Genomic DNA, 17,633 nt, shown 5'->3' with positions numbered 1-17,633 from the left:
ATAGTTTGCTTTCCCCTGATCCGGCTTTTTCCCTATACTGTCAGAACAGTAGACCTGTCACACCGGCCGCCTGGGAGGGGTAGTACGAATGATCCGTTCAGAATTGATTCAGAAGATTGCCGACGAAAATCCACATCTTTATCAGCGTGACGTCGAGCGGATCGTGAACACCGTATTTGAGGAAGTGACAGATGCCATGGCCCGCGGCGACCGGGTCGAGCTGCGCGGATTTGGTGCATTTTCTGTGAAAAAGCGCGATGCCCGTGTCGGGCGAAACCCTCGCACCGGTGAGACCGTTCAGGTCGAAGAAAAATGTGTACCATTTTTCAAGACGGGTAAGTTGCTAAGGGACCGATTGAACGGTAAAGCCTGACCCCATGATGCGCTACCTTCGATATGCTTTTCTCGGGACCCTTGGGATCATCCTGATTTCGGTGTCTCTGGCCAATGTTCAATCGGTTGAACTCAAGCTGATGCCTGACGCTCTGGCCGAATTGCTGGGGTTCAATCTGACTACCACTTTGCCCTTGTTTCTGGTGGTGCTGGGTGGCGTTGTGGCCGGTCTGGTCATCGGGTTCCTTTGGGAATGGCTGCGCGAGCACAAGCATCGCAAGGACGCGACCGTGAAAAAAGGCGAAGTCCGCAAGCTTGAGCGTGAAGTCAAGAAGCTGAAGAAAAAGCAGAACGAAGGCAAAGACGAAGTTCTGGCCATTCTGGACGAAGCCAGCTAAGGCGCACCCAATGTCCGATGTAAGGTTCAAGATCTGCGGCTTGTCCGCCCCTGAACATGTGCGCGCTGCGGTCGAGGCCGGGGCGGGCTATGTTGGGTTTGTGTTTTTTCCCAAATCGCCCCGTAATGTGACGGCAGCAGACGCGGCTGAGCTAGCGCATCTGGTTCCGGCAGGCGTTGCAAAAGTGGCTTTGGTCGTCAACGCGACGGATGAGGAGTTGGACGCCATTACCTCGACCGTCCCGCTGGACATGTTGCAACTGCATGGCAAAGAAAGCCCCGACCGAGTGGCGCAGGTGCGTGCACGCTACGGCCTGCCCGTGATGAAAGCCATTGGCGTGGCCGAGGCCGAGGATCTGGCCGCGATTGACCTATATTCAGATGTGGCCGACCAACTGCTGATCGATGCCAAGCCACCCCGCAATGCAGAGCTTCCCGGCGGCAACGGGTTGGCCTTTGACTGGCGCTTGCTGGCCGGTCGCAAATACTGGAGGCGTCCCTGGATGCTGGCCGGCGGCCTGACGCCTGAAAACGTGGCTGAAGCGGTGCGCATGACCGGTGCGCAGCAGGTCGATGTCTCTTCCGGCGTGGAATCGGCCCCGGGCGAAAAGGACGCGGCCCTGATCAAAGACTTCGCAGCCGCGCTGGGGTGATCTGATCCGCGCCTTGCTTCGTATCTCCTGCAAGGGGAGATGGAACATGCTGGCAGCCATTGGCGGTATTTCGTTGAAACATTGGTATAACGCGCCCGAGTTCTTCTGGCGCACGCGACAGGCGTTGCATCAGGCCAAGGGCGACCCGCTATGCGTCCATGCGGACGTGTTCCATCAGGCGGGCCTCTATTTCTCGCTCAGCGTCTGGCAGGATATCGAGGCGATGCTGACCTTCGCGCAATCCGGCCCGCACCGCCGCGTGATGCTGGCGGCTGACCGGCTGGCAAATGTGAACCGGTTTTATCACTTTCCTTGCATTGGCGTCCCGACGCCCGAACAGGCCGTGGACGTTTGGCAGCAGTACACAGATCGCGCGTCATGATGCGTTTTGCCCATGGCAAATCCCGCCGCCACCTCCTATGAACAACGGGTACGACGAGTGGAGACACCCATGGCCAACGATCTTTTCAACTCTTTCATGTCCGGCCCCGATGAACAGGGGCGTTTCGGTATCTTCGGCGGACGGTTCGTCAGTGAAACGCTGATGCCCCTGATCCTGTCGCTGGAAGAGGAATACAACAAGGCCAAGGATGATCCGACCTTCTGGGCCGAGATGGATGATCTGTGGGCCAATTATGTGGGCCGCCCCTCGCCGCTGTATTACGCCGAACGCCTGACCGAGCATCTGGGCGGCGCGAAGATCTACCTGAAACGTGACGAGCTGAACCACACCGGCGCACACAAGATCAACAACGTGCTGGGCCAGATCATTCTGGCACGCCGTATGGGCAAGACCCGGATCATCGCCGAAACCGGGGCAGGGCAGCACGGCGTTGCCACCGCCACCGTCTGCGCCAAGTTCGGCCTGAAATGCATCGTCTACATGGGTGCCCATGACGTACAGCGTCAGGCCCCGAACGTGTTCCGCATGCGTCTGCTGGGGGCCGAGGTGATCCCGGTGACAAGCGGCAGAGGAACGCTGAAAGACGCGATGAACGACGCGTTGCGGGATTGGGTAACCAATGTGCGCGACACGTTCTACTGCATCGGCACCGTCGCTGGCCCTCACCCCTATCCGGCAATGGTCCGTGACTTCCAGTCGATCATCGGCAAGGAAGCCAAAGAGCAGATGATGAAGGCCGAGGGCCGTCTGCCTGACACGATCATCGCCGCCATTGGCGGTGGTTCGAACGCGATGGGCCTGTTCTATCCGTTCCTCGACGACAAAGAGGTCAATATCATCGGCGTCGAGGCCGGCGGTAAGGGCGTGAACGAGAAGATGGAACACTGCGCCTCTTTGACCGGTGGTCGCCCCGGTGTGCTGCACGGCAACCGCACCTATCTGTTGCAGGATGACGATGGCCAGATCCTCGAAGGTTATTCGATCTCTGCCGGGCTGGATTACCCGGGTATCGGGCCCGAACACTCGTGGCTGAATGATATTGGTCGCGCAAACTATGTCGCAATCACCGACAAAGAAGCGCTGGAGGCGTTCCAGCTGTGCTGCGCCACCGAAGGTATCATTCCGGCGCTTGAGCCCAGCCATGCGCTGGCCCATGTGATGAAAATCGCGCCCGATCTGCCCAAAGATCACCTGATCTGCATGAACATGTGCGGTCGCGGGGACAAGGATGTGCAGACCGTTGCGAAGTACCTGAACTTCGACATGTCAGACACCGAAGGCCGCACGGCGGACTAAGCGCTGAAACCTTCGAACGGATAGAACCGGCCCACATGTGGGGGCCGGTTTTTCTTTGTCCTTCGTGCTGAGCGGTCTCTAGCCCTTCGAATTACGCGGTGCCAAACGGACCTAAAAACGGTTCATTGCGATAAAGCTCAGGTGCTCCCTCGTAAGTTCTCGGGGTGCGTTGGCTTATCGGGTCGTGGCGGGCTGTGGTCTTTGATGCCGAATTTCAGGTGGCGTCAGTCGGTCTTGGTGGAGTGTTGACGCAATATGTCCAGCGGCACAATCTCCAGCGCCCGATGATGCGTGGCCTCAAGATGCACCTGCGGGGCGCAGCCCTCGTCATGGGCTTGCAGGAACCGACCCGCGCACAGGCACCAGCTATCGCCGGGTTTGAGGCCGGGAAAATCGAATTCGGGACGTGGGGTGCTTAAATCGTTTCCGACATATTTCGAATAGGCCAGAAACTCGGCGGTCATCACGGCGCAGACCGTATGGCTGCCCTGATCCTCGGGACAGGTGTTGCAGGCCCCATCGCGGAAGAACCCGGTCAGGGGATCGCGCGAGCAGGGGGCGAGAACGCCCCCCAACACATTGATGCTGTCCTGCTTTTGCATGGACCTACCTTACAGGCTTTCGGCAATCTTGCGAAACATTCCCAAATTCACATCGTTCATGCCCGGTTCACGGAACTTACGATCCGCAGCCGTCGAGACGATCAGAACACCGCGCGCCCGGTCGATATAGATGTGCTGTCCATAGACACCACGGGCCATAAATTCACCTTCATGCGCGCCGGGCGGGATCCACCATTGATAGCCGTAGCCGTATTCATCGGGCGCTGTCGGGGCGCTGGGCGCAACGGCTTCGGCGATCCATTCAGCCGAAACGATCTGCTTTCCGTTGTATTCGCCCTCTTGCAGGATCATCTGACCGAACCGGGCGAAGTCTCGGGTGGTGAAGTTCAGACCGCCCAACACAAACGCAACCCCGTCACCATCGGTGATGTAGAAGCCATCCTGTTCCAGACCCAGCGGCTGTATGACCTTTTCCGTCAACAGGTCTGTCACGCTGCGCCCGGTCGCACCACGGATCACCATGCCGATGACATGGGTGTCGATCGATACATATTGCCAATCCTCGCCCGGGGTTACGAACGTGTCCTGCAACGAGGCCGCGAAATCGTCCAACTCACCGCCCAAAGCAATAACGCGGCCCATCCGGTTAATGTCCGAGTCGTAGTCCAGATAGTCTTCGTCGAAGGTGACGCCGCTGGCCATGTTCAACACATTGCGGATCGTCGCGCCGTCATAAGCTGTGCCCTTCAGGCTTGGCGCGTATTTCACCACCGGATCATCCAGCGAGTCGATAGCCCCCTCGGCCATCACGATACCGAACAAGGTGGCAAGATAGCTTTTGGCGACCGACCAGGAGATTCGCCGATCCTCGGGCGTGGTGCCCTGATAATAGTCTTCGAACAGAATCTGCCCGTCCTTGATCACCAGCAAGGATGTCAGCGACCGTTCCTCAAGCCATTGGTCGGTTCCGTCAGGCAGCTCGATACCAGCGCCATAAGGAAGTTCGGACACCGGCCCGTCACCGCGCGGCAGGTTCGCCGTCAGGAATGCCTCATCCATATGAGAGAAATTGTAGACAATTTTCTCCTCCGAAAACAGAGAGTTCACGGCCATCAGGCGCTTGATCTCTTCGCGCTTCCAGAATCCGACAACCGCCGCTGCCAGCACCAGAATGAGCAGGATGCGCAGCACCCACTTCAACAATTTTCTCATAGATCTCCTCCAATTTGCGGATTGTTGTAGAACGCGGTTCGTTCAATTCGCAATTGGGACGTGGCGGCACTGCACGCGGATTCTACTTGAACTTATCCAGCAGTTTTTGCATCGCCGAACGGTCGTCCGGCTGGGGCTCTGGTTCGGCTTTGATGGCAGGCGCAGCCGGTTTTGCAGGGGGTTTGGATGATCGCGGTGGAGCGGTGCGCAGGGCGACCGCATTCATGAACTTGCCGCCATCGCCATCGGCCAGGTGCCCAGCACCATCCGAGACACCGCGCAGCACATCCTCAAGCCAATCGCCATCGGCTTTGGCAAAATCGCCCAGCACATAGGGCGACACCATTTCCTTGCGCCCCGGATGCCCGATGCCCAGCCGAACCCGGTCATAAGCCGGGCTGATATGTTCGTGGATCGAACGCAGACCGTTATGCCCGGCGTGCCCGCCGCCCGCCTTGACGCGCACCTTGCCGGGGGCCAGATCCAATTCGTCGTGAAATACCGTCACGTCGGTCGAGTCCAGCTTGTAGAACCGCATCGCCTCGCCTACGGATTGACCCGATCGGTTCATGAAGGTCTGGGGCTTGATCAGCAGCACTTTTTCGCCGCCAAGACGCCCTTCGGCGATCTCGGCCTGAAATTTGGACTTCCAGGGGCTAAACCCGTGATCCTCGGCAATCCGGTCCACGGCCATGAAGCCGATATTGTGCCGGTTGCGGGCGTATTTTGAACCCGGGTTCCCCAATCCGACAAACAGTTTCATCGTCTCGTCCTTCGTGCAGCGCAGAGGGTTGATGGCACGGAATACCACCCGTTTCCAGCCCGACCAAAAGAAAACGGGGCCCGAAATGAGCCCCGTTTCAAAATCCAAACCGTTGGGTCCGGATTTATTCTTCTGCAGCTTCCTGGCCGACGACTTCCACTTCGTCCGCGGCCACTTCTTCGCCTTCTTCATCGTCGCTGGTCGACAGACCGGTCGGCGCCGAGATGTTGGCGATCACGAAGTCACGGTCGATGGTCGGCTTGGTGCCAGCAGGCAGATCAACCGACGAGATGGTGACAACGTCGTTGATGTTCAGGCCGGTCAGATCAACGGTGATCTTCTCAGGAATGTCACCGGCGGTGCACATCAGCTCAACCTCGGGGCGGACAACGGTCAGAACGCCACCCTTCTTGATGCCGGGGGCTGCTTCTTCGTTGATGAATTCAACGGGGATGTACAGCGCGATCTTGGTGGTCCGGCGCAGGCGCATCAGGTCCAGGTGGGTCGGCAGGTCTTTGACGACGTCACGCTGAACGTCGCGGCAGATGACGCGAACGTCTTCGTGGCCTTCAACCTTCAGGTTCCACAGGGTCGACTTGAACCGACCCGCTTTCAGGCGCTTGAACAGGACGTTGAACGGGATCTGAATCGGCAGAGGCTCTTTGTCGCCACCAAATACAATGCCCGGAACCATGCCATCGCGGCGTGCTTGACGAGCGGCGCCCTTGCCTGTCCCCGTCCGTTCCAGAGCTACGAGATCAGGAATCTCTCCAGCCATGATAATTCTCCAATGTTAGGGCGGGCATCCTCCAAGGCTGTATGCCCGCGTGAAGCCGCGTCCTTAGCTTGATTCATTGGGTTTGGAAAGGGGTTTTTGGCGGTTTTCCTTTTTGCGAGGCTCTGCCTCGCGCTCCGAGATATTTATAGCCAGATGAATAAAGGATCCATGCTTCATCTGGCGACACTTATCCCGGGGGAGTCGCCCGAAGGGCGGCGGGGGCTGAGCCCCCAGCACACGCCCATCAGCTTTGCCAACGCCCACCGAAATCTTCGGGGACCAACAGGTTGTGACGGCCCAAATCGGTCACTTTGCGTTCTCCGCAAAGCGCCATAGTGGTGTCGAGCTCTTTTTGGATCACCTCAAGGGCGGTGGTCACACCGGTTTGTCCCATCGCACCCAGGCCATAGACGAAGGCGCGGCCGATATAGGTGCCTTTCGCGCCAAGCGCCAAAGCTTTCAGAACGTCCTGCCCCGACCGGATGCCGCTGTCCAGATGCACTTCGGTATCTCCGCCAACCGCATCCATGATTTCCGGTAACACCCGGATCGAACTGAGCGCGCCGTCCAGTTGGCGACCGCCGTGATTTGACACAATAATAGCGTCTGCCCCCAGTTTGGCCGCCATTTTTGCGTCGTCGGCGTCCAATATACCCTTCAGGATCACCTTACCGCCCCATTGCTCCATCAGCTTTTCGACCTTCGTCCAGTCCAGGCTTGGATCGAACTGTTCCGCGGTCCATGCGCCCAGCGAGGACGCATCCGAAATGCCCTCGACATGGCCAACGATATTCCCGAACTCTCGCCGTTTGGCGCGCAGCATTTCGATGCCCCAAGACCATTTGGTCATCAGGTTCGCGATGGTTTTCGGGGTCAGCTTTGGCGGTGCGGACAGGCCGTTTTTCAGATCCTTGTGCCGCTGGCCCAGGATTTGCAGATCCAGCGTTATGACCAGAGCGGAACAATTTGCATCTTTCGCGCGCTGGATCAGTCGGCTGACATAATCTGTATCCTTCATTGTATAAAGCTGAAACCAGAACGGATTGGTTGTGTGCTCGGCCACATCCTCGATCGAGTTGATGGACATGGTGGATAAGGTGAACGGCACGCCGAATTCCTCGGCGGCCTTGGCGGCTTTCATTTCCCCATCCGCATGTTGCATTCCGGTCAGCCCGACAGGTGCAAGCGCAACGGGCATCGATACATCCTGTCCGATCATTTGCGACGCTGTCGAACGCCCCGCCATGTCCACCGCGACCCGCTGGCGCAGCCGGATCTGTTCGAAATCCGAGCTGTTTTCATGAAAGGTCTGCTCGGTCCAGCTGCCGCTTTCCGCATAGTCGTAGAACATGCGCGGCACGCGGCGTTCATAGATGCGTTTGAGGTCTTCGATATTGGTAATCACGGGCATGAAGCAGACCTTTGAGGTTTTGGTTAGAATTTCTTACCAAGTTTTGAAGATCCTCACTACGCCTTTCGTGATTGCCTTTTCCGTGTTCACTCCCCGGTAAAACAAAAGCCGCAGCGGGGTGACCCGGCTGCGGCTTTGCTCAAGTAGTTTAGGATGCGTTTATTCAGACGGAATGGGCCCCGTCGGACAGGGATTTGACAAAATCCAGCACCTCGGCAACCGGCTTGCCTGCGCCGATCTGGCTGACAATGGCCGAACCGACGACCGCGCCGTCTGCAACAGTTGCAATCGCGCGCGATTTTTCAGGCGTATTGATGCCAAAGCCTACGATGACGGGCAAATCGGTCGCGGATTTGATCCGGGCGACCTCGGGTCCGACATTGGTGGCTTCGGCCTCTGCCGCGCCGGTGATGCCGGTGATCGAGACATAGTAGACAAAGCCCGAGGTGTTCTGCAGGACGCGCGGCAGGCGTTTGTCGTCGGTTGTGGGCGTGGCCAGGCGAATGAAATTCAGGCCCGCCGCCTGAGCGGGCAGGCAAAGCTCTTCATCTTCTTCCGGCGGCAGGTCAACAACGATCAGGCCATCGATGCCAGCGGCCTTGGCATCCGCCAGAAACGCGTCCACACCCCGGCTGTAGATTGGGTTGTAGTAGCCCATCAGCACAATCGGCGTGGTGTCGTCGCTTTCACGGAAAGCGCGCGCAAGATCCAGTGTCCGCTGCAACGTCATCCCACCGTCCAGCGCGCGTTGGCCTGCGGCCTGAATGGTGGGGCCGTCCGCCATCGGGTCGGTGAAGGGTAAACCCAGCTCGATCACATCCACGCCTGCGCCCGGCAACCCTTTGACCACCTCCAGCGAGGTGTCATAATCGGGGTCGCCGGCCATGACATAGGCAACAAATGCTTTCTTGCCTTCAGCTTTCAGGGCGGCAAACTTGGCGTCGATACGGGTCATCGGATGTCCTTGCAATCAGGTTTGGACCTGATGTGCAGAAAGTTTCACCGAAAATCAATCCCGCCCGGACCAGAACGGATCAGAAGCCCAGATGATACCGCAAGAGCAGGGTGTTCACGCCCGGGTTCGGGTCCTGCGTGCTGGCGTTCGACTTGTGCGTGATCGCAACCGAGATCTTGTCGCCGCCATTCAGCGTATAGCCGAGGCCCAGAAGGCTGCGGATCTGGAAACTGCCGCCCAGATCGTTTTCATCGCTGCCTTCATTGTAGTATCCCGGCATCACGCTGCCTTCGACAAACCAGCGGTCATTGAGGCTGTATACCCCGATCAGACCGGCCCCGAGATGGGCGCCGCCATCGGCGTCAACTGACAGGGCCGCACCCCAACCGGCGCTGAACCGGGTCGCCTGGTGAAAGGGTTGATGCTGGTATTCCAGCGAAACAAGGGCCTGATCATCGGCGGCATCATCGGAAAAATCCGCGTATCCGGCACCAAAAATCAAGGATTGAGCCTGGGCTGCTGCAGGAAGGGCAAGCGCCAAAGCAGAGGCGAAAAGGAACTTCTTCATAACCGTATTTCTAAGGCTGTTACATCGTTACGCGCTAAGTGGTTATCGTAAGATGTAAATTTCAATTCGCGCAAGAACACGATTTAGGAACAGTTTCGTGATGTGGCCATTTGGGCTCGGTTCGTTTCGCGTCACGCTACTGCTTGCGCATTCCACCGCAGGTGCATAGAAGACGCCGTCACATCGCTTTCAGGAGGCCGCAATGGGCTTTAAAATGGGAATCGTGGGTCTGCCGAATGTGGGCAAGTCGACCCTCTTCAACGCGCTGACCAAGACCGCGGCCGCGCAGGCGGCGAATTTCCCGTTCTGCACCATTGAACCCAATGTGGGGGATGTGGCGGTTCCTGACGACCGGCTGGACAAGCTGGCGGCGATTGCCTCATCGAAGCAGATCATCCCGACCCGGATGACGTTCGTGGACATTGCCGGTCTGGTCAAAGGGGCCTCGAAGGGCGAGGGGCTGGGCAACCAGTTTCTGGCCAATATTCGCGAGACCGATGCCATTGCCCATGTGCTGCGTTGTTTCGAAGATGGCGATGTGACCCATGTGGATGGCCGCGTTGATCCGGTAGCCGATGCCGATACCATCGAGACCGAGCTTATGCTGGCCGATCTGGAAAGCATCGAAAAGCGCCGTGCCAATCTGGTGCGCAAGCTGAAAGGTAACGACAAAGAAGCGCAGCAGCAGGAGCGTCTGCTGGCCGAGGCGCAGGCCATGCTGGAAAACGGCAAACCCGCGCGTCTGGTTGAAGTCTCCGACGAGGACGCCAAAGCGTGGAAAATGCTGCAGCTGCTGACCACCAAACCGGTGCTCTATGTCTGCAACGTGTCCGAGGAAGAAGCCGCCGAGGGCAATGCATATTCGGCCCGCGTGGCCGAAATGGCCGCCGCGCAGGGTAACGCGCATGTCATCATCAGCGCCAAGATCGAAGAAGAGATCAGCCTGCTGGAACAGGACGAAGCGCAGATGTTCCTGGAAGAGATGGGCCTGGAAGAACCCGGCCTCGACCGCCTGATCCGCGCGGGCTACGACCTGTTGAAACTGGAAACCTATTTCACCGTCGGCCCGAAAGAGGCCCGCGCCTGGACCATCCGCACTGGCACCGCCGCGCCGCAGGCCGCAGGTGTGATCCACGGAGATTTCGAAAAGGGCTTCATCCGCGCCGAGACCATCGCCTATGACGACTACATTGCCGCCAATGGTGAGCAAGGGGCCAAAGAGGCGGGCAAGATGCGGGCCGAGGGCAAGGGCTACATCGTCAAGGACGGCGATGTGATGCACTTTTTGTTTAATACCTGATGTGAGAAGCCTTTGGCGTGGTTTTTTCGCGCTAAGGGCAATGACCTCTTTGAGCCCAAAGTTACAGTTTCTGAGTGTCGGTCTAGTGGTCGAATTGAAGAGATGTGCCTAATAAGAAAGCTTAAAGATCCTTGACGTGTTGATGCTGTCTTTGGTGAGATCCTGCGACCAAAGCTCATAAGCAATCCCTTGTTCAGAAATGGTCAGAAACACGCAGTGAGGGTTCAATCCGCCGGTTTCGCGATTTATGGTCAGCACACGCCCATCGATTAAATGAAGCTCGAAGCGTTCGTCGAATTCCGTGTACTCACCATCGCTGTCTTTGCTCGTGCGTCTGATCTTAATACGGAGTGCCTTTGCAATTTCCGTGAGCGCCACGTCCATCGGCAAGTTTTCTGAAGGTATAGCGACATCCCAAATCAGTCGGTTTGAAGAAACGGTAACTTTCCAATCGCCCGACGTGGTGAAGATGCGCCAAGTTTTTCGACCCTCGGCCAATACAAAAGCCACACTAATCAAAGCGCAAAAAGCGAAGATTGCTTTGAAAAGGGACCCAATATTGTCGGCCGGGTAAATTGCCAGAATGAAAATTAGAGGCCAAGCCAATCCCAAGCTGACCAACACGATATGCAGGCTGGCGACGCGCAGCTTTGATGCTTGGATGACTGTCGGCTCTATCACTACCGCTCGTTCACATGGAACTGAGTCAAAATTATGACTGCTCTAGTTTAAGGTTAAGGAACGCTCCCACTGGTCTGGCTATTGAACAACTTTTCAATAGGCGTGACGCTGCATTGTGCGATTGCGTTACGCGGACATTCCGGTCAGATCACGCGTTCCTAAGCATTGAAAACCTCGCTAGAACTGAACTCTAGCCCGTCATCCGAGAAGACCCCAAATGATCGAAATCCGCGACCTCCAGCTCCTCAGCGCCTTGGCGCGGCATCGCCACTTTGCCAAGGCGGCTGAGGAATGCGGGATTTCTCAGCCTGCCTTCTCGATGCGCATCCGCAATCTCGAAGACCGGCTGGGTGTGTCAATCGTCCGCCGTGCCAACCGGTTTCAGGGCCTGACCGAAGAGGGCGAGATGATCGTCCAGCGGGCGCGGCGTATTCTGGACGACACTAAGGCGCTGGAACAGCAGGTGTTGGCCGCCAAGGGTGAGATAACGGGCACGCTGATCCTCGGCGTGATTCCGACCGCGATTGCCTTTACCGGGCGTCTGGTCAAGCGGTTGCGGGACGCTCATCCCCGAATTGTAACCCGGATCGAGACCATGTCCGCGACCGCGATCCAGCACCGGCTGGACGAGGGCAGTTTGGATGCGGGCATCACCTATGGCGACAGCATCGGCACCGATCTGCGGCAGGTGCAGCCGCTTTATGAAGAGACCTATGTGCTGCTGGTTCCGTCTCACATGACGGATGAAACCGGCCCGATCCCATGGGCGCAGGTGGCCGAATTCCCGCTCAGCCTGTTGGAGCCGCAGATGCAGAACCGGCGCATCCTTGATCGGATTTTCGCCGAACAGGGCCTGCACCCGGATGTGGTGGCCGAGACCAGCGGCTTCACCGCCTCGATGGTCATGGCGCGTGAGGGGTTGGCGGCCACCGTTGTCCCCCGCGTTCTGGTGCGGGCGCTGGGCGATCTGAGGGGGACGCGGGTGCTGCCTCTAGTCGATCCGATTGTCAGCAAACCAATATGTCTGGCGACCCTGACCCGCGACCCGGAGCTGCCCACGGTCGAGGCACTGCGCGCTGTGGTGACGTCTTTGCGGTGATAAGCTGTCGTTATCGTGCGATTGCGACAAGCGATTTGACGATATGCTGGTCTGATGAGACACGGGCCTTAATCGGAGGGCATCATGGCACCATTAGACACCAAGCCATCAGGCGCACCCAAGGGCGTCTGGAAGTCAGGTAAAGGCAAGGGGCGGCACACGCCCAAAGGCCGTCAGTTCACGGATGAGGCGCAGGCGGAAATCACACGCCTGCTGGGCGACCGCCCGCGCCGCCGTGACCTGCTGATCGAGTTCCTGCATCTGATTCAGGATGCGCATGGCCACATCAGCGCCGACCATATCGCCGCGCTGGCGGTCGATATGCGGATCGGTCAGGCCGAGATTTACGAAACCGCCACCTTCTACGCCCATTTCGATGTGGTGAAAGAGGGCGAGACGCCGCCGCCCGCGCTGACCATCCGGGTCTGCGATTCTCTGTCCTGCGAAATGGCCGGTGCCCAGCAGTTGCAGAAGGCGCTGGAGGATGGGCTGGACGCGTCGCAGGTCCGCGTGGTGCGCGCGCCCTGCATGGGCCGCTGCGACACGGCTCCGGTTTTGGAGATCGGTCACAACCATATCGACCACGCGACCCCAGAAAAGGTGCAGGCGGCGATTGCGGCAGGTGATACGCATGCGCATCTGCCCGACTACGAAACCTTTGCCGCCTACGCCGAAAACGGCGGCTACGCCAAGCTGGCAGAGCTGCGCGACAGCGGCGATTGGGAGAAGGTGCAAGAGGACGTTCTGGCCTCGGGCCTGCGCGGTCTGGGCGGCGCTGGCTTCCCGTCCGGCAAGAAATGGGGTTTCGTTCGGATGAACGAAGGCCCGCGTTATCTGGCCGTCAATGGCGATGAAGGCGAACCGGGCACCTTTAAAGACCGTTACTATCTGGAACGCACGCCGCATGTCTTCCTCGAAGGGATGCTGATCGCCGCGTGGGCGGTCGAGGCCGAGACCTGCTTTATCTACATGCGCGACGAATACCCGGCGGTGCTAGAAATTCTCGCGACCGAGATCGCCGCGTTGGAAGACGCGGGGATTGTCGAGAAAGGCTATATCGATCTGCGCCGCGGTGCCGGTGCCTATATCTGCGGTGAAGAATCCGCGATGATTGAGTCGATTGAGGGCAAGAAGGGCTTGCCGCGTCATCGTCCTCCGTTTGTGGCGCAGGTTGGGGTCTTTAACCGTCCGACCTTGGTGCACAACGTTGAGACGCTGTATTGGGTCACCAAAGTCTGCCGCGAAGGTCCGGAATGCCTCAACAGCACAGAAAAGAATGGTCGTAAGGGCCTCCGCAGCTATTCGGTCTCGGGCCGGGTGGCGCGGCCGGGGGTCTACCTGCTGCCTGCGGGCTCGACCATTCTGGACGTGATCGAGGCTGCCGGTGGCATGGCCGAAGGGCAGACCTTCAAGGCGTATCAGCCGGGTGGGCCGTCCTCGGGCCTGTTGCCCGCATCGATGGATGATATCCCGCTGGATTTCGACACGCTGCAACCGCATGGCACCTTTATCGGGTCGGCCGCCGTGGTGGTCCTGTCCGATCAGGACACCGCCCGCGATGCGGCGCTGAACATGCTGCGCTTCTTCGAAGATGAAAGCTGCGGCCAGTGCACGCCCTGCCGGGCGGGCTGTGAAAAGGCAGTGAAGCTGATGCAGGCGGACAAGTGGGATCAGGACCTGCTGGAGGATCTGTGTCAGGTCATGGGCGACGCCTCGATCTGCGGTCTGGGGCAGGCGGCCCCGAACCCGATCCGCCTTGTCATGAAACATTTCGCTGATGAAATCTGAGGGGAGACAGAGCCATGCTTGATGCAAGCCCAAACAAGACCGTCACCTTCAACCTGAACGGCGAAGACGTCACCGTGCCCGAAGGCTGGACCATCTGGGAAGCCGCCAAGGGGCAGGGGTTCACCATTCCGCACCTGTGCCACAAGCCGCAGCCGGGCTATCGCCCCGACGGCAACTGCCGCGCCTGTATGGTCGAGGTCGAAGGCGAGCGCACGTTGGTCGCCTCGTGCATCCGTCCGGCGGTGGACGGCATGGTCGTGAAAACCGACAGCGACCGCGCCGAGAAATCGCGCGCCATGGTCATGGAACTGCTGGTCGCCGACCAGCCCGAAGAGGCGCATGACACCTCAAGCCATTTCTGGGATATGGCCAAGCTGAACGATGTTTCAGACAGCCGTTTCCCGGCAAAAGAGGCCGAGAAAATCCCGCTGCTGGACGACAGCCACGTTGCAATGCGCGTCAATCTGGACGCCTGCATCAACTGCAACCTCTGCGTCCGTGCCTGCCGGGAAGTGCAGGTGAATGACGTGATTGGCATGGCCGGTCGCGGGCATACGGCGCAGGTGGTGTTCGACCAGAACGATCCGATGGGGGATTCGACCTGTGTGGCCTGTGGCGAATGCGTTCAGGCCTGCCCGACCGGCGCCCTGATGCCTGCCACCGTGCTGGACGATCAGCAAAAGGGCGACAGCAAGGATTACGATTCCGAGACCGAAAGCGTCTGCCCGTTCTGCGGCGTTGGCTGCAAGGTCTCGCTGAAGGTCAAGGACGGTAAGGTCAAATATGTCGAAGGGATCAACGGCCCCGCGAACGAAGGCCGTCTGTGCGTCAAAGGCCGGTTTGGGTTCGACTATATCCACCACCCGCACCGCCTGACCAAACCGCTGATCCGGCGCGAGGATGCGCCTGAAAAGGGGCTGAACGTCGATCCCGGCAATCTGGACACTCATTTCCGCGAAGCGACCTGGGAAGAGGCGATGGATCTGGCGGCCTCGAAGCTGAAAGCCCTGCGTAACGAAGACCCGCGCAGCGTTGCGGGCTTTGGTTCGGCCAAATGCACCAATGAAGAGGCGTATTTGTTCCAGAAGTTCATCCGTCAGGGCTTCAAGCACAACAACGTCGACCACTGCACCCGTCTGTGCCACGCCTCATCCGTGGCAGCGCTGATCGAGAACGTGGGTTCCGGCGCTGTGACTGCGACCTTCAACGAAATTGAAAACGCGGATGTGGCGATCATCATCGGGGCCAACCCGATCGAGAACCACCCGGTTGCTGCGACCTATTTCAAGCAGTTCACCAAGCGCGGCGGCAAGCTGATCGTGATGGACCCGCGCGGTGTCGGCATGCGCAAGTTTGCGGATGAGATGCTGCAATTCCGTCCGGGGGCCGATGTCTCGATGCTGAACGCGATCATGAACGTGATCGTCGAGGAAGAGCTGTATGACAGCCAGTACATCCACCGCTGGACCGAAAACTGGGAGGCCGAGAAAGAGCATCTGCGCGCCTTCACGCCCGAGGCGATGGCCCCGATCTGCGGTATCGAACCGGATCAGTTGCGCCGCGTTGCGCGCACCTTTGCGCAGGCCAAGGCCGGTCTGATCTTCTGGGGTATGGGCGTCAGCCAGCACATCCACGGCACCGACAATTCGCGCTGCCTGATCTCGCTGGCTCTGATGACCGGCAATGTCGGTAAACCCGGCGCGGGTCTGCACCCGCTGCGCGGTCAGAACAACGTGCAGGGCGCATCCGACGCAGGCCTGATCCCGATGTTCCTGCCGGATTACCAGACGGTGACGGATGACAGTATCCGGGCCAAGTTCAACACTGTCTGGAACTCGGACGATTTCTCGAACGAGAAGGGTCTGACCGTGACCGAGATCATCGACCAGATTTACGCGCGCAACATCAAGGGCATGTATATTCTGGGCGAAAACCCGGCCATGTCCGACCCGGATGTGAATCACGCGCGTGACGCGCTGGCCAAGTTGGATCTGATGATCGTGCAGGACATCTTCCTGACCGAAACGGCGAACTATGCCGACATCATCCTGCCGGCTTCGGCGCTGTATGAGAAAAACGGCACGGTGTCGAACACCAACCGTCAGGTGCAGCGAGTGCGTCCTGCGGTGACCCCTCCGGGTGAGGCGCGCGAGGATTGGAAGATCACCGTCGATCTGGCGCAGCGGATCGGGCTGAACTGGGATTACACCGATGTGTCTCAGGTCTTTGCCGAGATGAAGCTGACCATGGCCTCGCTGGACAACATCACGTGGGAACGGCTTGAGACCGAAACCATCACCTACCCGTCGCTGTCCGAGACCGATCCGGGGCAGGCGATTGTATTTGGCGATGGCTTCCCCCGTGCCGATGGCAGGGCGCGGTTCACCCCGGCCAGTGTCATCCCGCCGGATGAAGCGCCGGATGACGAATACCCGATGATCGCCACCACGGGCCGTCAGTTGGAGCATTGGCATACGGGGTCGATGACCCGCCGTGCCACCGTTCTGGACGCCGTGGAACCGGAAGCGAACTGTTCGATGAACCCGCGTCAGCTAAAGCTGATGGGGATCGAGCCGGGCGAAACGATCCGCCTGACCACGCGCCGTGGATCGATTGAGATCATGGTGCGGGCCGACCGGGCAATTGCCGAAGATATGGTGTTCATCCCGTTTGCCTATGTCGAGGCGGCGGCGAATATCCTGACCAACTCGGCCATCGACCCCTATGGCAAAATCCCCGAGTTCAAGTTCTCGGCCATTCGCGTCGAAAAGATCGAAGACGCTATCGCGGCGGAATAGGCAGGAAAGCCATCTGAAACGACCAAGGTCGGCCCAAGCAAGAGCCGACCTTGGTTGCACTGTTTCTGTTGCCCATGACCGGAAAGAATTAGCCCGAGACCAGAACCTTGCCTTTCTGGGGTTTTGGCATCTTGCCTTTTGCCTGCTGCACGACATGGGTGATTTCATGGGCGATCAGCTTATTGTTCTTTGAATCCGCACCCTTGCCAAAGTAGACGTCGTTTCCGTTGGTGAAGGCCTTAGCCTTTAGCTCTTTGCAAATATCGGCGGCATTCCCGCCGATGTGAACGCGGACCTTGGACAGGTCGGCACCCAACGCGCCTTCCAACCCGTCGCGCAGTTTCTTTTCCAGCTTGGTTGCCTTGGTCCCAGACACTTCGGTTGCGATCGCCTTTACTTTCGCCTTTTTGTTTTTCAATGCCCCGACGATTTTCTCGGCTTCTTCCGCTTTCATAAATGGCTCTCCGTATTGATTTCGAAGCCTTTTTTGCGCCGATCCGGTGCTGGGTTCAGTGACACGTTTCACATATAGAAATCAGATTTTTTCTTTTTTGAGAGAGGATTGGATTTTACCCGACGTAGGTAGCGCAGCGTTGTGGTCACGCACTTCCACACTGGACAGACGGGAAGTTTAT

The 17,633-nt window shown here is 58.6% G+C and carries 18 protein-coding genes; 9 read left to right on the top strand and 9 right to left on the bottom strand.

Annotation, left to right across the window (positions count from 1 at the left end):
• Positions 1-88 precede the first annotated feature (88 nt).
• From ihfB to trpB, 5 genes are all read left to right on the top strand, one after another.
• Positions 89-373: an integration host factor subunit beta gene (gene ihfB / locus ACR0KJ_RS12720; protein ID WP_050603110.1), complete on the top strand. Its 285-nt coding sequence runs from the start codon at positions 89-91 to the stop codon at positions 371-373.
• 7 nt (positions 374-380) lie between these two features.
• Positions 381-731, top strand: coding sequence for a LapA family protein (locus ACR0KJ_RS12715; protein ID WP_170454588.1), 351 nt, complete (start codon positions 381-383; stop codon positions 729-731).
• A 10-nt stretch (positions 732-741) separates the two neighbouring features.
• A complete protein-coding gene (locus tag ACR0KJ_RS12710; RefSeq protein ID WP_480626844.1) occupies positions 742-1,383 on the top strand; it encodes a phosphoribosylanthranilate isomerase in 642 nt (213 codons plus the stop codon).
• A 46-nt stretch (positions 1,384-1,429) separates the two neighbouring features.
• A complete protein-coding gene (locus ACR0KJ_RS12705) occupies positions 1,430-1,765 on the top strand; it encodes a hypothetical protein (RefSeq protein WP_170454408.1) in 336 nt (111 codons plus the stop codon).
• 69 nt (positions 1,766-1,834) lie between these two features.
• Positions 1,835-3,082: a tryptophan synthase subunit beta gene (gene trpB, locus ACR0KJ_RS12700; protein WP_170454406.1), complete on the top strand. Its 1,248-nt coding sequence runs from the start codon at positions 1,835-1,837 to the stop codon at positions 3,080-3,082.
• A gap of 224 nt (positions 3,083-3,306) precedes the next feature.
• Here the strand turns inward: trpB and ACR0KJ_RS12695 are convergent, their stop codons facing one another.
• The 7 genes from ACR0KJ_RS12695 to ACR0KJ_RS12665 all read right to left on the bottom strand — a co-directional run bounded on the left by ACR0KJ_RS12695 (position 3,307) and on the right by ACR0KJ_RS12665 (position 9,332).
• A complete protein-coding gene (locus tag ACR0KJ_RS12695) occupies positions 3,307-3,684 on the bottom strand; it encodes a DUF2237 domain-containing protein (protein WP_170623822.1) in 378 nt (125 codons plus the stop codon).
• Between the two features lie 9 nt (positions 3,685-3,693).
• Positions 3,694-4,857: a serine hydrolase domain-containing protein gene (locus ACR0KJ_RS12690; RefSeq protein ID WP_170454402.1), complete on the bottom strand. Its 1,164-nt coding sequence runs from the start codon at positions 4,855-4,857 to the stop codon at positions 3,694-3,696.
• A gap of 82 nt (positions 4,858-4,939) precedes the next feature.
• Entirely contained in the window at positions 4,940-5,620 is a 681-nt protein-coding gene (gene pth, locus ACR0KJ_RS12685; RefSeq protein ID WP_170454400.1) for an aminoacyl-tRNA hydrolase, read from the bottom strand.
• A 124-nt stretch (positions 5,621-5,744) separates the two neighbouring features.
• Positions 5,745-6,398, bottom strand: coding sequence for a 50S ribosomal protein L25/general stress protein Ctc (locus ACR0KJ_RS12680; RefSeq protein WP_170454398.1), 654 nt, complete (start codon positions 6,396-6,398; stop codon positions 5,745-5,747).
• Between the two features lie 244 nt (positions 6,399-6,642).
• Positions 6,643-7,809 (bottom strand): alpha-hydroxy acid oxidase, encoded by a 1,167-nt coding sequence (locus ACR0KJ_RS12675; RefSeq protein WP_480626843.1) that lies wholly within the window; start codon positions 7,807-7,809, stop codon positions 6,643-6,645.
• A 163-nt stretch (positions 7,810-7,972) separates the two neighbouring features.
• The gene (gene trpA, locus ACR0KJ_RS12670; protein ID WP_170454394.1) at positions 7,973-8,764 is read right to left on the bottom strand and encodes a tryptophan synthase subunit alpha; all 792 of its coding nucleotides are present in this window, start codon (positions 8,762-8,764) and stop codon (positions 7,973-7,975) included.
• A gap of 79 nt (positions 8,765-8,843) precedes the next feature.
• On the bottom strand, positions 8,844-9,332 hold the full coding sequence (locus ACR0KJ_RS12665) for an acyloxyacyl hydrolase (RefSeq protein WP_170454392.1): 489 nt from the start codon (positions 9,330-9,332) through the stop codon (positions 8,844-8,846).
• A 202-nt stretch (positions 9,333-9,534) separates the two neighbouring features.
• Here ACR0KJ_RS12665 and ychF point away from each other — a divergent pair, with 202 nt between their 5' ends.
• Complete coding sequence (ychF, locus tag ACR0KJ_RS12660) at positions 9,535-10,632, top strand: redox-regulated ATPase YchF (RefSeq protein ID WP_480626842.1); 1,098 nt, start codon at positions 9,535-9,537, stop codon at positions 10,630-10,632.
• A gap of 108 nt (positions 10,633-10,740) precedes the next feature.
• Here ychF and ACR0KJ_RS12655 read toward each other — a convergent pair whose 3' ends face one another.
• The gene (locus ACR0KJ_RS12655) at positions 10,741-11,313 is read right to left on the bottom strand and encodes a hypothetical protein (protein ID WP_480626841.1); all 573 of its coding nucleotides are present in this window, start codon (positions 11,311-11,313) and stop codon (positions 10,741-10,743) included.
• 217 nt (positions 11,314-11,530) lie between these two features.
• Here ACR0KJ_RS12655 and ACR0KJ_RS12650 point away from each other — a divergent pair, with 217 nt between their 5' ends.
• The 3 genes from ACR0KJ_RS12650 (at position 11,531) to fdhF (ending at position 16,998) form a co-directional block, all read left to right on the top strand.
• A complete protein-coding gene (locus ACR0KJ_RS12650; RefSeq protein WP_480626840.1) occupies positions 11,531-12,412 on the top strand; it encodes a LysR family transcriptional regulator in 882 nt (293 codons plus the stop codon).
• A gap of 84 nt (positions 12,413-12,496) precedes the next feature.
• Positions 12,497-14,200: an NAD(P)H-dependent oxidoreductase subunit E gene (locus ACR0KJ_RS12645; protein WP_480626839.1), complete on the top strand. Its 1,704-nt coding sequence runs from the start codon at positions 12,497-12,499 to the stop codon at positions 14,198-14,200.
• A gap of 14 nt (positions 14,201-14,214) precedes the next feature.
• Complete coding sequence (fdhF, locus tag ACR0KJ_RS12640) at positions 14,215-16,998, top strand: formate dehydrogenase subunit alpha (RefSeq protein WP_480626838.1); 2,784 nt, start codon at positions 14,215-14,217, stop codon at positions 16,996-16,998.
• 88 nt (positions 16,999-17,086) lie between these two features.
• Here the strand turns inward: fdhF and ACR0KJ_RS12635 are convergent, their stop codons facing one another.
• Positions 17,087-17,452 (bottom strand): eCIS core domain-containing protein, encoded by a 366-nt coding sequence (locus tag ACR0KJ_RS12635; protein WP_480626837.1) that lies wholly within the window; start codon positions 17,450-17,452, stop codon positions 17,087-17,089.
• Between the last annotated feature and the right edge of the window lie 181 nt (positions 17,453-17,633).

Source organism: Ruegeria sp. AD6 (assembly GCF_056542325.1).
The sequence above is the reverse complement of the archived record's forward strand: the minus strand, read 5'-3'. Positions and strand labels throughout refer to the sequence as shown.